We start from the raw sequence: 13,273 nt of genomic DNA, 5'->3' as shown, positions 1-13,273 counted from the left end.
CTTCAGGTTTTTTTATCTATTGATATTTCAACTAAAATTACAAACATAACACCTATAGTATAAGCTACTAAATCAGAAATATGAAAGGTGGTTCCCAGAACTATTTTTGCAAATTGGTTGTTTTGAAAGTTTAGCGCCTCCAACATAGAAGTCATTTGTAAAAATTCAACACCATAAGCGAAAAGAAGAACACCAAAAGCTACAAGGGTTGTTTTGAGATTGAAGAAACTTTTAATAAAGCAATACATAAGTATAACTACTAAAAAATCACCAAATGTATGACGTATAAAGCCATTTTTTAAGAATAAAGCTATTAGAATTTCTACAGCAAGTAGGAAAGCAAAACAAGCAAAGTATCTTTTATTAAAGGTGACTTTCATATCTGAATGGGATTAAAGCAACACACAGATATAAAATATTACTATTGGAATATTTAGTAACATGATGGCACAAGTTTTAATTAATTTTAAGCGATGTTTAGGATTTAATATAGCAGATCCAATTAGTACAGATAAAAGAACGATATTGACTGTAAATACAACAATTATAAATACTAATCCAAATTCAATTATAAAACTAGACTCACCATAATACAAAAAGAATGCTAGTAAACTAGTACCAATTACAAAGCTTAAAGTTGCCGTTATTTGACCTAATTCGTTTAAACTATTCATAATATATTATTTAAAACCTCGCACATTACACATGTAAGAGGAGCGAGGTTGCAACACACTAACTAAACTTATCCGTTATTCCAATCTATTTTTCTAGACACATACATAACACTGGCTAGAATTAAAAATAATCCAATACTACCAACAAGAAGCGCATAGTTTTCGAGCTGTATAATTACATAAATAAACGTGTACAATGCTGTTAAGGATATTCCAATAAAAAGAGGAAACTTGAGTGTTTTTAAAATTGATTTTGAGTAAAGTGTTATTAACGCAATTACTGAAATGTCAGCAACTAAATAGGCCTTTAAAAAATCACTATGTTCAGATATGGAAACTAACAAAGTGTAAAACATGGTTAATGCCAATCCAATCATTAAATATTGAAACGGATGAATATGAATTTTACTCATGGTTTGAATTAAAAAGAAAATTAAGAAGGTTAGACCAATAACCAGAAAACCGTACTTTGCTGAGCGTTCACTCTTTTGATATTCGTCTACCATTACCATGAACTTGGTGCCAAATGCAAAACTATCAAGGTTAGGAATCTTGTTGAAGTATTGTTGGGAAAATGCACGGTTAATGTGTAATACTTTCCAATTAGCTTTAAAACCATCTTTAGTAATCTCTTTAGTTTCGTCATTAGGTAAATAATTACCTGTGAAGCTTGGATCTGGCCAATTAGATGTCATTTTCATAGTTGTAGTTTTTCCAATTGGAATAATTTTAATGTCTTTACTACCATTAAAGGTCATGCCAATATTAAATGGTGAACTTAAAAGCTGTTTTAAACTTTCTTCGTTTAAAAAAGTAGATTCAAGCTCTTCCAAATAACCATTATACGTTTTAGAATCACTATTAAAATTGGTTTCAAAATCTAATGTTTTGTTCATTAGTTTAAGTTTAATGGCATCTTTTATGCCTTTGAGGTTGGATGTTTTAATTAACACTGTTGCTTTACTCCAAATAATATCCTCATCTTTTATGTCTTTTGAACTCAATTCTGGACTTTTAAATTGCCCACTAAAATCCATGGTAGTTGTAAATACAGCAGATTCAAAATTTCCGCGATTTAAAGTTTTAGAATTCACTTCAATATTAGCATTGAGTGATTCTGGAAAAAAGTAAGCATAATTTATGTGCGTTTTGGTTTCCTTTAAATAGGTTTTTGTTTTCTCATTGTATGTGGAGGTTTCAGTATAGGTTTTGTATGGTAGTTTTAGAATAGGACCATAAACCAAAACATGGTTTCCCCATTTGTCGTTAATTTCGTTTACAACATCTTGTTGCCGTATTGAGCGTTCAGCTATTAAACTATTGATGTAGGATGGTATGAGTAATACGATTACCAAAAAGCCAACCATGAGCATTCTAGCTGTAATCGAGGTTTTTAACCAGTTTCCAAATTTACTTTTGTTTTGTTTTTCTTGTTGTTCCATGATAGATGATTTTAAAGTACTTTGAAATACAAAGTAAATTGATAAAAAAATAGCTCGTTTTGAGCTTGATGCCTGTTATTGTTTATTTATTAATTTTTCTAGGGCTTCTATGTGTTTTTTGAATTCTGAACGACCTAATTGAGTAGTTGCGTAACGTGTATTTGGTTTTCTGCCTATAAATTGTTTTTCAACCAAAATGTATTCCGCTTTCTCTAAAGCTTTGGTGTGGCTTGCTAGGTTGCCATCTGTAACATCTAATAATTCTTTGAGTGTGTTAAAATCGGCATACTCATTAACCATTAGAATAGACATAATGCCTAATCGAATGCGATGATCAAAAACTTTATTTATGTTAGTTATTATGCTCATAAGGTGTCCTGCTATGGAGGACATTTTAGTGATTACTTAACTGCCAGCGAAAGGTGTTCCAAATACTCCAACTGCCAATTCGGCCCAAGTTAATAATAGTATTGCTGCAATTATTAAAATTAATAATAATCTAGTCTGTTTCTTTTTGATAGTTCTCATAACTATTTCAATTGTTAAACCTGCTCCTAATAATAGAACGCCAGCAACTAAAAAATCGGAAACTGTCCAATTAACGTCATTAGAAAATTGCATCCCTATGAATGGAATTAATAATAGGAGTCCAACCCAGAGCATGATTGTAATCAATCGCTTGTTTTGTGTCAACATAATTTTAAATTTTAGTTATTAATTTATTGTTTATCGTATTTAAAATGCATCCAAGTGCCATAAATAATGTGCATAACGCCAAAACCAAGTGTCCAAAGCCAGAAGCCATAACCTGGAAAAAGCGCACAAATTAGTCCCAAAACTATTTGAATAAGTCCTAAATATCGAATATCGCCAATACTGTATTTCGAAGCATTAATTAATGCTAACCCATAGAAAAGTAACATTAATGCAGCTGTTTGCCCATATTTTTGTTGATTGAGAATAATAAGAATATAAATACCGCCAACTGCTAATGGAATTAAGAAGTTAAAAACTAAACGCTTTGAAGTAGTGTCCCAAATTTTCTCACCGTGTTTTTTTGCTTTGCGTGTGGTAAGTAGTATTCCAGTGACTATACTAAAGAATGCCACCAAACCTAAAATTAACACACAGGTTCTAAATACCCAACCATCTAAAGTTAAGGTGCCATAACTATAAGTTGTTACTAGCCAATGAGCTGTTGCAGCGCCTACAAGTGCATAAATACCTGCTAATATTCCTGAAAGTCCAGATAGTGATATGAAGCGAGACGATTTATTCATGAGGTTTTTAATCTCACTAATGTCTTTTAGATAATCTTTTGATTCCATATAAAAGTACTTTGAATTACAAAGTAAAATAAAATTATGTTATTATCCTAGTTAAATTTTTCACAATAGTTAAAATTCTAAATGCCCCTTTTTATGGTAGATTCTATTTTTATAGTAAGCGTTATATTATATATTGATTTTTTTGTAGCTAAATCAATTTTCATTCTTTTTCCAACAATGTATCAATTAGGTTGAGTACTTCAGCAGACTGTTCTTTAACCTTTAAATGTCCGCTAATAGAATTCTCGAACATAAATTTACGTAAACCGAGAATTGAAGTAAAACTGCCTACGAGTTCCTTTTCGTTGACATCTTCCCATAAAATTTTTTCAACTATTGAATTTTCGGGTATATCACTATAAATGGGATAATCTTGAAGATAGTCAGACATTATTCTTTCAAAATAACCCATATGGCTATAAAAGCGTTCCAGCTGATCGAGTTGTAGGCTATTTAAATCCATTAATTTTTGAGTAAGTTCTTTATCTAAAAGTTCAATGTTACCTGTTGAAATTAATGTTTTAAAAGTGTTGTTGGCATACTCCCGTTTAACAGCAAACTTAAAATTATACTCATTTTTTGCTATGTTAATTATCGTGTCTATGGTGCTATTTGGTGCCAGAATACGCTTTAAGTACTGATCTGAAGCCTGGTTATCGGTACGTTGAATTCTAGTTATACGATTGATATCTATAGTATCTTTTTTTAAGTCGTTTTTAATGGAATTCATGTAATAGACTTTTAACTGGTGGTTCTTTTTTTCTTCATTCCAATTATTAATTTGAAGCGCAATGAGAATACCTAAGACCACAAGTATAATCTCACCAATGGCATATTTGAAATATTTGCCTGCCCGCCCGACCGAGTCATTCGGGCTGGTTTTATTTTCCATAATAAGATTTTGACGTATTTTCCTAAAAAACTTAATCATGGTTTTTGGGTTTTGATAGATTAATAATCTTAACCAAAGTGTTTTGTACTTTTTGAAGTTCACCAGTGGCAGTCAATATTTGATCAATTAAATAATATTGATTTCTGACTAAATATTCAAACTCCAATGTTTGAAGTGCATTAAAATCATTGCGTTCATCGTTGAAATTAAAATTCCAGTCAAAATGTTTAGACATATATGGATCATATTGTTGAACCATATGTTCCGAAACTCTTAATTCTTCTTCTTGATAATCTGTAATTAAATCATTCCATGAAATTAAATGATCACGCAAGGTATTGTTTTTAATAATATCAAAAGACGATGTGCTAGCTAGTGCATTAATACTTGTTTGAGATGGATTAAAAGTGGTACCACCATAGGACCAAAACAATTGATGTTGCAGAGAGTCTAAAATAGCAGGTTCTGGTTTAGATTTTATTGGAAATAAATTGATAATTTTTGCACAATTATTTCTTGCCATAAGATGTTGATTAACTACCGAGTCCAACTGTTTTTTATTTTTCTTAAATTCTTTATGAATAGTGGCTAAAATAGCAGTTTCTTTATTGGATTTTATTCTGTTTTCATTCCAATTATTAATCTGCAATGCAATGAGAATACCAATAACCACAAGAATAATTTCCCCAATGGCGTATTTAAAGTATTTGCCAGTTTTATTCTGTTCCATAAGAGAGTGGCGTATTTTTTGAAAGAATTTAATCATGGTGAATTTCAGAATTTAAGAGGGCTAATATTTTTAGAATTTGTTTTCGAAGCACCATGGATTGGCCGTTTATTATTTTATTATAAAGTATGCATGTGCTAGCTGCACTTTGAAAAGCGATGGTGTTTTCTTGCAACTTTTCAAGCAAGTCGGTGTCGGTCATTTCAATATTATAAACTAAAGATATACTGCGGTCAAGAGCATGATCTGGAGTATATCCATTTTTTAGTAGGTATGAAGCTGTGTTTCTTGCAAAGTCTTGAGTCATAAAAACAGGCATAACATATTTACTACGCATCTCTTGCCAACTTGTTTCTAATTCTTGAACCTGATATACATCCGATGTCCAGTTTGAAAGTAAAATTATTAAACTGTCGTTTTGAATACTTCTTAATTTGCCAGAAACCACAAGATCATTTTGAATAGGATCAAAGGTAGGTTCTTGAGTAAGTCTGAACGAGTAGTATATTAAACTGTCTCTATTATATTTTTCCGGATGATCAATATAGTTAAGAATACCTGCAGATGCCAAAGTCATTTTATCACGCATATATATTTTTTCATCTAATTGATTTAAATTTTTTTGATATTCATTTTTTAATTGTTTCAGAATTTTTTGCTCTTCGTATTCAGCCTTTCTATTTTCATTCCAATTGTTTATCTGCAATGCAATAAGAATGCCTATAACTACAAGAATTATTTCGCCAATGGCATACTTAAAGTATTTCCTGGTTTTATTTTGTTCCATGAGGTTTAAGCGTATTTTACGGAAAAATTTTATCATTAGTTATTATTTAGTTCTTGCTCAATAATATTTAAAATTTCAACAATGCGTTGTCGTAAACTCAATGCTTGACTATTGGTGAGTTTAGCAAACGAAGCACATTGTGCGATGTGATTTTCAAATCTTGAGTCATTTATAAACTCTGTGATGTTAATCTCTTTTTTTGATGGTCCTAAATCGAATTCAGTTTGAGTGCCTTTGTCTAAATGGAAAGCCCCAATAATATTGGATTTCCAGTATCGATTAATGAGATTTCTATATAAACCATACTCTATCAAAAGGGGTGTATAGTAGTTTGACCGATAATTTAACCAAACTTGTTCTTCTTCAGTAACTTGAACTAATTCACTAGTCCAGCGTGATAATTTTTCTTTTAATTGGCTATTTTCTAGTAACTGTATTCTTCCAGAGCTAATAATGTCGTTTACAATAGGATCAAATGTTGGAGCAATTACAGTATATCCTACATGATTGAGAATACTATCAGTTTCTAGTGATTCTGGATAATCTATGTAGTTAAGTAGTTTTGCTGAGGCTTTGAGCATATTATTTCGTAATGCTATTTTTTGGTCTAACTGATCTAGGTTACTTAAAAATTCAGATTGTAATTGAGCTAAAAGTTCTTGTTCTTCTAAACGGTCTTTTCTGTTTTCATTCCAATTATTAATCTGTAGTGCAATTAGAATTCCTATAACTACAAGAATGATTTCGCCAATAGCATATTTAAAGTACTTGCCCGCCCGCCCGCCCGAGTCATTCGGGCTGGTTTTGTTCTCACTCATTAGGTTGTAGCGTATTTTTCTAAAGAATTTTATCATGGGTTGATTATACTTGTGTTAACTATACTTTTTCAATTTTGACTGTCATTTAGTTCAGTCTTTATCAATTTAATAATAGATACTATTTCATTGTGTAGATCTTCCCTGTATCCCAATGCCTCATTTGTCAGAACGGCCTTAATCCCCATTAAGTTACGAACTTTTGGTTGTGACATGATTTCGATATAGTCATTTTGAGAACCTAATGAAATATTATAGTCAGGTATTTTAAATTTTAAAAGTTGAAGAAAATTTACATTTTCCACACATATTTCATCAATCCTAATTTGATGAACATTCATCCTATCTTGGATTAACTTATCTAAATTGTAAATATTTGCCTCTAAAATGCTTAACCTGTCTCGAATAGAATCGTTTTGAACAATGGCAATTTTTCCTGCATTTTTTAAATCGGAATATGTATTAATTACAGGAATTTTTATTTCGAAGTCCCAAAATGCTTTGTTGAAATATTGTGTTGTTTTATCATTACTGTTTATGATTGTTTTTATTGAATCATTATGCAGTATTGTTTCAATAACATTCAGGTAGCTTTGCTCACTTTTAATGTATTGCGCTGAAAACGCTTTTGCAGAATTTAAATCTTCAAGTAATACATTCAGAATTTCTTTTTCTACTTTTCTGATTTGTCTTGTCTCATTCCAGTTGTTGATTTGTAAGGCTATTAATATACCAATAACGACTAGAATGATTTCACCAATGGCATATTTTAGGTACTTGCCTGCTTTATTTTCCATGAGGAGTGATTTACGTATGTGTCTGAAAAACTGAATCATATTTCACACATTTTAATTTTGAGCTTTCCGCAAGCGGCTATTTCCAACAAAGGTCTACAAGACCTTTGATTTTGCAAACGCAAAATTATTTTTCGATAATGGAAAAATTTAATCATGATTGCGGTTTATTTGTTGCTCCAATAATATCTTTAAACTCTTCAAGTCTCTATCAAGTTTCCTGTAGCTTTCTTCTAGCAATGTGTTATATATAAAATGGAGGTTGTCAATTTCATTTTCCCAAAATAACATGGAGAGTATTTGACGATTATCAATTTCTTTTACTTGGCTTTTTCCTAGGTTATCAAGGTTAGAGAATTGGTAGTCCACATTCCTTAAAGAGATATAATTATAAAGAAAAGGAATTAAATTGGTATTGGTGTCTTGTTCAATGTTTTGCTCGCGAAATTTGACTGTTTCCATAGTCGTTGGAATACTGTAAATGATATTTTTTAAACTGTCATTTTCAAAACTAGACACTTGACCAGTAGATAAAGCTTCGTTTAAAACAGCATCGTTAAAATAATAGGTTGGTGTGCCTAAAATATTATAAATTAAACTATCAACTTTTTTGGGATCAACTTCATGGTAGTCTTCACCTGAAAGGTGTAACATCATTAGCAATGAGTTTATTGATTTTTCTATTGAAATGATTTCTTTTTCTAGTTCAATGATGTTTTTATCAGTTTCTACAAGTAGCCGTTTACTTAAGAATATATTATTGTTTTCTTGTTTTTTGAGAGCATTCCAATTGTTAATCTGTAAGGCAATGAGAATACCTATAACTACAAGAATGATTTCGCCAATGGCATACTTGAAGTAACGTCCTGTTCGCCCGACCGAGTCATTCGGGCTGGTTTTATTTTTCATAATTAGTGATTGACGGATATGACGGAAGAATTTAATCATGGGTTAGCTCAATGATTTGTTTAATTAATTTTTCTAAACGTTTTAATACGATTCTGTAGTTTACAACAGCCCATCCAAGATTGTCCAAGTGGTTTTCAAATTCCAAATCATTGAAAACACTTTCATAGTCAATCTCGAATTTTGATTTTTCCTCCCAAGCCATTAAGGAATATTTGTCAATATTTTTCATTGAAGCTTTTTTAGTTAAGTAAGGAATAACCATATGTTGGTTAAAGTCGTCTAGGGTTTCCCAGGCTTCATTTAATTCGTTGAATTCGCCAGACCAATGGAGTAATTGGTATTTTAAGGAATCATTCTTGATTAAATTTAAACTCCCTGTCGATAATATTTCAGTCAAGATATTTTGTGTAGGATGGTATTCATAGACATCTACTGCTGCAGCAAGGAGACTGTCTATGTTTTCAGTTTTCAACTCTTCTGAAGACGCTTTTATTTTAGACATTAAAAACCGAATGGCTTGCTCGGTTTTGTAATATTGAACAATGCTGGTTTCAATTTTTGTCAGGTTGTTTTTGAATTCGGAATGGATACTGGCCATCATTTCTTTTTCCAACTTTCTGTTATTATGTTCTTGATTCCAGGTGTTAATCTGTAAGGCAATTAGAATACCTATAACCACAAGGATAATTTCACCAATGGCATATTTTAGGTATTTACTTGTTTTACCTTCGGCAAGAAGTGATTTTCGGATATTTCTGAAGAATTTAATCATTAATTTGAATCTTGATTTTTATTATTTATTTATCTCTACATTAATCAAAGGAATCAGTTTAGTTATAGATTCTTCTATTTTAACTAGGTTGTTTGTATTAAATGCTATCATCGGGTAGAGATCTCTTGAGGCCAAAGCCAATTCTTCAAAATGCTCTTCAAAACGGTTCATGGTTGCTCTGTGCGTAATTGTAAGATTTGGGTTATATTCAATAATCAGAACTATTTTTTGTCTTAAAACCGTGCCCAGTTGGCTGTGATATTTATTGTCTACTTGCTTATCTAGATCTTCATAGGCTTTATATTGGTAATCATAAAGATGAATTAATGATGACTTTATTTTGTCAGATTTCATTAAATCAAAACCGTTATTTGAGGTTAGTAAATTATACACTCCTGTTTGTGGGATAAAACTTCTTACAGAAAACCCAAGTTCTATTAAAAACGTGTTTAAATCGTCATCATTTAGTTCAAATAGGCTATCATTAATCTTGGTTGGAATTATTTTACGTAATGCAACTAGGCTTTTTTTGTTGTAATTACTAATTTTCTTAACCTTAATAAGGTCCTGTTCTAGTGAGGTTAGTAAATTTATATAATTTTCTTTAGCTAGTTTCTGAGCCTTTCTGTTCTCATTCCAGTTATTGATTTGTAATGCAATTAGAATCCCAATTACTACTAGAATAATTTCACCAATAGCATATTTAAAATACCTACTAGTTTTACCTTCGTTAAGAAGTTTTTTTCTGATATTTCTAAAGAATTTAATCATTTGTATTCAATTCTTTGTCGATTAATGCAATTGTTTTGTCTGTTAGTCTAACAAGGCCATACTTAACCCAAACTTCATCGGCTGCATACATTAAATATATTTTATTTAATGTTAGGTAGGTGTCAGGATTTTTGACTAGAGATGATAACTCCATATTGCTTAATAAAAAATCAGGATGTGTTGGAATTAATGGATGACTTAAAAATTCATCAGGAATTACAGGAAGCATATTTAATCTAGCCATTAAATTAACTATCCTGTTATCAATATCAACATTTAGCATGGCAGTACTTCTATCACTAATCACTTTTCTAGAATTGGTATAATCTTTTAGTACAGAAAGGTTTTGCTTTAAGCTATCACTTAACATTTCAAATTTACCAGAATTAATAGCTTCTTCTTGAACGGAACTCAATAAGGATAATGTTCTGCCATAAATCATTTCAGATAGATAAAACTTTAGACTATCATTAGGAATGGTATAATCTCCTACCGAATAAAGAAGCACTTTATTGAATCTTGAGTTGCTTTCATGTATTTCTAAACTATAATTATCCAATTCCTTTTTATTCTTGACCAATTCGCTTTTTAAAGCTAACATAAGTTGGCTTTTACTTTTTTCTAGTTTTCTGCCTTCATTCCAATTATTAATTTGAAGGGCAATTAGAATACCAATAACTACTAGGACAATTTCGCCTATTGCGTATTTAAAGTACTTGCCTGTTTTATTTTGTTCCATGAGGTTGTAGCGTATTTTCCTGAAGAATTTAATCATTGTAATTTTTTTAATAATTGATTCACTTCTATTTTAGTTTCATCTAAAATTTTATTGTACCAGTTTAATTGAATATAATGAAAGTGGAAGTCGTCTAACATTTTGGTATATGTAATATTATTTACATCGTTAAAGGCATTTGTTCTTCTGTAATGAATATATTTTTTACTTAAATGACTCCATCTTTCATCTACAATTTTACCATTGTCAATAAGTCTATCATAATTAGAACCATAGAGTTTTATAATACTTTGGATATTACTTTTTTGACTGTAGGTATTGATTTCATTACCCGCTATTGCAGATTTGAAAGCTCCAGAGACAGGGTAGAATGTACGTTGTCCAGAAAAAAGATAAATAGACATTAAAGAATCTATTTGTGTTTTATGGTTTTCATAATCTGTTGAGTACTTACTATTTAATAAGTTATAAGCATCTGTTTTAGGTTTTAAATACCTTTGAACATAGTTTATAAATTTTAGATCTTGATTAAGATCATTTGTTATGCTTTTAAAAAATTCTTTTTCTGCTATGGCATGTTTTCTAGTCTCATTCCAATTATTTATCTGTAGTGCAATCAAAATCCCAATGACTACAAGAATAATCTCACCAATAGCATATTTAAAGTATTTGCCAGTTTTGTTTTGTTCCATGAGGTTGTAGCGTATTTTTCTGAAGAATTTAATCATGATTAACAGTGGTTTCTAGGTCTTGAATGAGTCTTTGTAATTGAGTTAAGTGGGTTTCTAAAAGGAATTTTTTAGCACCTTCATTTCCAATTAAAAACCGAAGGTCTTTTTTTAATGAGGTGTCATTCCGAAGTAATTCTATAGCTATAACAGCTTCATCATTTGGTATATCCACCTCGCAATTTTCTGGTAATCGTGCCTCTATGCTGTTTCGTACTTTATAATAGATGTCATCGCATTTTTCACGAATTTTTTCCTGTATAAAGTTTGGCATCTTACTTCTCAAATTTTTTCTGTAGTCATTATTCATTTCAAATAATTTGTTTTTTGACCATTCCACTTCATAATGTCTTATTAAGGCGGTTTTTAAGCTGTCTTTCTTAATAAGATTTATTTGCCCAGATGCAATCAATTCTAAATAAGTTGATTTTATAGAGTTAGGGTCTTGTAATTGACTGGCTTGATACATGTCTATTAAGCTACGTGATGGGTTAGTAATTTCTTTTTGTGGATCTTCAAATAAGCTTATGGCATTTTTTGCATGATGTAGAATCTGATTAGAATAATTAATAACAGCTTTAACCAAAGCTTCTTCTTCTTTTAGATCTTCTATTAGTCTAATTATATATTGTTTTTCAAGTGAATTTTTATTTCGCTGTTCATTCCAATTATTAATCTGCAATGCAATCAAAATCCCAATGACTACAAGAATAATTTCGCCAATGGCGTATTTAAAGTACTTGCCTGTTTTATTTTGTTCCATGAGGTTGTAGCGTATTTTTCGGAAGAATTTAATCATTAGTATTCACCTTTTTATAGTTTAGATACTTGTGTTTTGCCATAATCTTAATACTTGTCTCATTTGGGTCGCTGTATAAATTAAATTTTACAACTTCAACTTCATTGGTTTTAAACATGAAAAACGAGGTGTTCGAATGTCTGTACATCCTAGTAGTTTGACCGTCTGAATCCTGTCTTTGTAAATAGTTGTTTGTTAATATAATTCTTGTCATATCTATAGATTCGCTATCGGATTTATAGTTTCCTAAATAATGATCAAGTTGATGCTCTTGACTGATTTGTAACTTAAGTAATTCGTTGTCTTCTGGAGTTTCATTTAACACATCGCTTATCTTTTTGTAGAGTGATACAGCCTGTACTCTGAAGGTTTGTGCACCTCTATTAAGGTTTTTATAATCGTTAATGTAATTAGCAACTTGGTTTTTATATATAGGGTCTTCTAAAAAAAACAAATGGCTTTCATCATGGTTTCCAGTGTCGCTTCCATATTGCCATTCGTGATACCATGTTTTACTCTTGGCGAGGTAGTCTAAATTTTTATATACTGTTGTGCTTATACGTTGATTGAACTTGTCTATATAATTACCTTGAGTAATGTAGAGTTCATCTAATGAGTCCTGAAAGCTAATAAATGAATCATCCAAGTTTTTCACGAAGTCTTTAAACTTTAAAAAAGCTTCTTTATTGATTACGAAGTTGTCATACCAATACATGAAATAGGTGCCTTCTGGTCCGTATATACTATTTTGATAATCAGATATTGTGAATTTATTATTGACAACTAATCGTGCCAACGAATCCTTTATTACGTAGGTTTCTAAAATATTTGTAGCACTTTCTATATCTGTTAAAAGATCTTTTTGAATATTTTTCAACAATTTACGTCCAGTTTGTTCTAATTGTCTTTCAGTGTTCCAATTATTGACTTGTAATGCAATGAGAATTCCAATGACTACAAGAATTATTTCACCAATGGCGTATTTAATGTATTTACCTGTTTTGTTATCGGCAAGAAGATGTTGCCTGGTACGACGAAAGAATTTGAGCATTTACTGGTTAGTTCCAAGTAAATTAAATTGGCTAGTAGTTTTGGTTGG

18 protein-coding genes are annotated in these 13,273 nt (G+C 30.7%); all 18 read right to left on the bottom strand.

What is annotated here, in order from left to right; translation table 11 throughout:
* Positions 1 to 2: 2 nt before the first annotated feature.
* Positions 3 to 380 carry a ribosomal maturation YjgA family protein gene (locus HGK31_RS08465; protein WP_191859334.1) on the bottom strand — a complete coding sequence of 126 codons (378 nt, stop codon included), beginning with the start codon at positions 378 to 380 and terminating at the stop codon, positions 3 to 5.
* 12 nt (positions 381 to 392) lie between these two features.
* On the bottom strand, positions 393 to 674 hold the full coding sequence (locus HGK31_RS08460) for a hypothetical protein (RefSeq protein ID WP_191859333.1): 282 nt from the start codon (positions 672 to 674) through the stop codon (positions 393 to 395).
* Between the two features lie 68 nt (positions 675 to 742).
* A complete protein-coding gene (gene creD, locus HGK31_RS08455; RefSeq protein ID WP_191859332.1) occupies positions 743 to 2,116 on the bottom strand; it encodes a cell envelope integrity protein CreD in 1,374 nt (457 codons plus the stop codon).
* A 75-nt stretch (positions 2,117 to 2,191) separates the two neighbouring features.
* Positions 2,192 to 2,485 carry a winged helix-turn-helix domain-containing protein gene (locus HGK31_RS08450; RefSeq protein WP_191859331.1) on the bottom strand — a complete coding sequence of 98 codons (294 nt, stop codon included), beginning with the start codon at positions 2,483 to 2,485 and terminating at the stop codon, positions 2,192 to 2,194.
* A gap of 36 nt (positions 2,486 to 2,521) precedes the next feature.
* Positions 2,522 to 2,812, bottom strand: coding sequence for a hypothetical protein (locus tag HGK31_RS08445; protein WP_191859330.1), 291 nt, complete (start codon positions 2,810 to 2,812; stop codon positions 2,522 to 2,524).
* Positions 2,813 to 2,835: 23 nt separating this feature from the next.
* Positions 2,836 to 3,444: a hypothetical protein gene (locus HGK31_RS08440; RefSeq protein ID WP_191859329.1), complete on the bottom strand. Its 609-nt coding sequence runs from the start codon at positions 3,442 to 3,444 to the stop codon at positions 2,836 to 2,838.
* Between the two features lie 160 nt (positions 3,445 to 3,604).
* Positions 3,605 to 4,336, bottom strand: coding sequence for a DUF6090 family protein (locus HGK31_RS08435; RefSeq protein WP_191859328.1), 732 nt, complete (start codon positions 4,334 to 4,336; stop codon positions 3,605 to 3,607).
* Positions 4,337 to 4,367: 31 nt separating this feature from the next.
* Positions 4,368 to 5,066 carry a DUF6090 family protein gene (locus HGK31_RS08430; RefSeq protein ID WP_191859327.1) on the bottom strand — a complete coding sequence of 233 codons (699 nt, stop codon included), beginning with the start codon at positions 5,064 to 5,066 and terminating at the stop codon, positions 4,368 to 4,370.
* 28 nt (positions 5,067 to 5,094) lie between these two features.
* Entirely contained in the window at positions 5,095 to 5,886 is a 792-nt protein-coding gene (locus tag HGK31_RS08425; RefSeq protein ID WP_191859415.1) for a DUF6090 family protein, read from the bottom strand.
* A complete protein-coding gene (locus HGK31_RS08420) occupies positions 5,886 to 6,704 on the bottom strand; it encodes a DUF6090 family protein (protein ID WP_191859326.1) in 819 nt (272 codons plus the stop codon). Before HGK31_RS08420 ends, HGK31_RS08425 begins: the two co-directional genes overlap by 1 nt.
* A gap of 32 nt (positions 6,705 to 6,736) precedes the next feature.
* Entirely contained in the window at positions 6,737 to 7,462 is a 726-nt protein-coding gene (locus HGK31_RS08415) for a DUF6090 family protein (RefSeq protein ID WP_191859325.1), read from the bottom strand.
* 147 nt (positions 7,463 to 7,609) lie between these two features.
* Positions 7,610 to 8,368, bottom strand: a complete 759-nt coding sequence (locus tag HGK31_RS08410) for a DUF6090 family protein (protein WP_191859324.1) — start codon at positions 8,366 to 8,368, stop codon at positions 7,610 to 7,612.
* A 31-nt stretch (positions 8,369 to 8,399) separates the two neighbouring features.
* Positions 8,400 to 9,140: a DUF6090 family protein gene (locus HGK31_RS08405; protein ID WP_191859323.1), complete on the bottom strand. Its 741-nt coding sequence runs from the start codon at positions 9,138 to 9,140 to the stop codon at positions 8,400 to 8,402.
* 21 nt (positions 9,141 to 9,161) lie between these two features.
* Entirely contained in the window at positions 9,162 to 9,911 is a 750-nt protein-coding gene (locus HGK31_RS08400; RefSeq protein ID WP_191859414.1) for a DUF6090 family protein, read from the bottom strand.
* Positions 9,904 to 10,686, bottom strand: a complete 783-nt coding sequence (locus tag HGK31_RS08395; protein WP_191859413.1) for a DUF6090 family protein — start codon at positions 10,684 to 10,686, stop codon at positions 9,904 to 9,906. Before HGK31_RS08395 ends, HGK31_RS08400 begins: the two co-directional genes overlap by 8 nt.
* The gene (locus HGK31_RS08390) at positions 10,683 to 11,375 is read right to left on the bottom strand and encodes a DUF6090 family protein (RefSeq protein WP_191859412.1); all 693 of its coding nucleotides are present in this window, start codon (positions 11,373 to 11,375) and stop codon (positions 10,683 to 10,685) included. The genes HGK31_RS08395 and HGK31_RS08390 overlap by 4 nt, the downstream gene beginning before the upstream one ends.
* Entirely contained in the window at positions 11,368 to 12,174 is an 807-nt protein-coding gene (locus tag HGK31_RS08385; protein ID WP_191859322.1) for a DUF6090 family protein, read from the bottom strand. The genes HGK31_RS08390 and HGK31_RS08385 overlap by 8 nt, the downstream gene beginning before the upstream one ends.
* Positions 12,167 to 13,225, bottom strand: coding sequence for a DUF6090 family protein (locus tag HGK31_RS08380; RefSeq protein WP_191859321.1), 1,059 nt, complete (start codon positions 13,223 to 13,225; stop codon positions 12,167 to 12,169). The genes HGK31_RS08385 and HGK31_RS08380 overlap by 8 nt, the downstream gene beginning before the upstream one ends.
* Between the last annotated feature and the right edge of the window lie 48 nt (positions 13,226 to 13,273).

It is taken from the genome of Hanstruepera ponticola, assembly GCF_012931685.1.
In the GTDB taxonomy this organism is placed as follows: domain Bacteria; phylum Bacteroidota; class Bacteroidia; order Flavobacteriales; family Flavobacteriaceae; genus Hanstruepera; species Hanstruepera ponticola.
The sequence above is the reverse complement of the archived record's forward strand: the minus strand, read 5'-3'. Positions and strand labels throughout refer to the sequence as shown.

Bases quoted from the DNA above. Each gene is read 5' to 3' on its own strand.
- HGK31_RS08465 (WP_191859334.1), bottom strand. From the start codon at position 380: ATGAAAGTCACCTTTAATAAAAGATACTTTGCTTGTTTTGCTTTCCTA.
- HGK31_RS08460 (WP_191859333.1), bottom strand. From the start codon at position 674: ATGAATAGTTTAAACGAATTAGGTCAAATAACGGCAACTTTAAGCTTT.
- creD (WP_191859332.1), bottom strand. From the start codon at position 2,116: ATGGAACAACAAGAAAAACAAAACAAAAGTAAATTTGGAAACTGGTTA.
- HGK31_RS08450 (WP_191859331.1), bottom strand. From the start codon at position 2,485: ATGAGCATAATAACTAACATAAATAAAGTTTTTGATCATCGCATTCGA.
- HGK31_RS08445 (WP_191859330.1), bottom strand. From the start codon at position 2,812: ATGTTGACACAAAACAAGCGATTGATTACAATCATGCTCTGGGTTGGA.
- HGK31_RS08440 (WP_191859329.1), bottom strand. From the start codon at position 3,444: ATGGAATCAAAAGATTATCTAAAAGACATTAGTGAGATTAAAAACCTC.
- HGK31_RS08435 (WP_191859328.1), bottom strand. From the start codon at position 4,336: ATGGAAAATAAAACCAGCCCGAATGACTCGGTCGGGCGGGCAGGCAAA.
- HGK31_RS08430 (WP_191859327.1), bottom strand. From the start codon at position 5,066: ATGGAACAGAATAAAACTGGCAAATACTTTAAATACGCCATTGGGGAA.
- HGK31_RS08425 (WP_191859415.1), bottom strand. From the start codon at position 5,886: ATGATAAAATTTTTCCGTAAAATACGCTTAAACCTCATGGAACAAAAT.
- HGK31_RS08420 (WP_191859326.1), bottom strand. From the start codon at position 6,704: ATGATAAAATTCTTTAGAAAAATACGCTACAACCTAATGAGTGAGAAC.
- HGK31_RS08415 (WP_191859325.1), bottom strand. From the start codon at position 7,462: ATGGAAAATAAAGCAGGCAAGTACCTAAAATATGCCATTGGTGAAATC.
- HGK31_RS08410 (WP_191859324.1), bottom strand. From the start codon at position 8,368: ATGAAAAATAAAACCAGCCCGAATGACTCGGTCGGGCGAACAGGACGT.
- HGK31_RS08405 (WP_191859323.1), bottom strand. From the start codon at position 9,140: ATGATTAAATTCTTCAGAAATATCCGAAAATCACTTCTTGCCGAAGGT.
- HGK31_RS08400 (WP_191859414.1), bottom strand. From the start codon at position 9,911: ATGATTAAATTCTTTAGAAATATCAGAAAAAAACTTCTTAACGAAGGT.
- HGK31_RS08395 (WP_191859413.1), bottom strand. From the start codon at position 10,686: ATGATTAAATTCTTCAGGAAAATACGCTACAACCTCATGGAACAAAAT.
- HGK31_RS08390 (WP_191859412.1), bottom strand. From the start codon at position 11,375: ATGATTAAATTCTTCAGAAAAATACGCTACAACCTCATGGAACAAAAC.
- HGK31_RS08385 (WP_191859322.1), bottom strand. From the start codon at position 12,174: ATGATTAAATTCTTCCGAAAAATACGCTACAACCTCATGGAACAAAAT.
- HGK31_RS08380 (WP_191859321.1), bottom strand. From the start codon at position 13,225: ATGCTCAAATTCTTTCGTCGTACCAGGCAACATCTTCTTGCCGATAAC.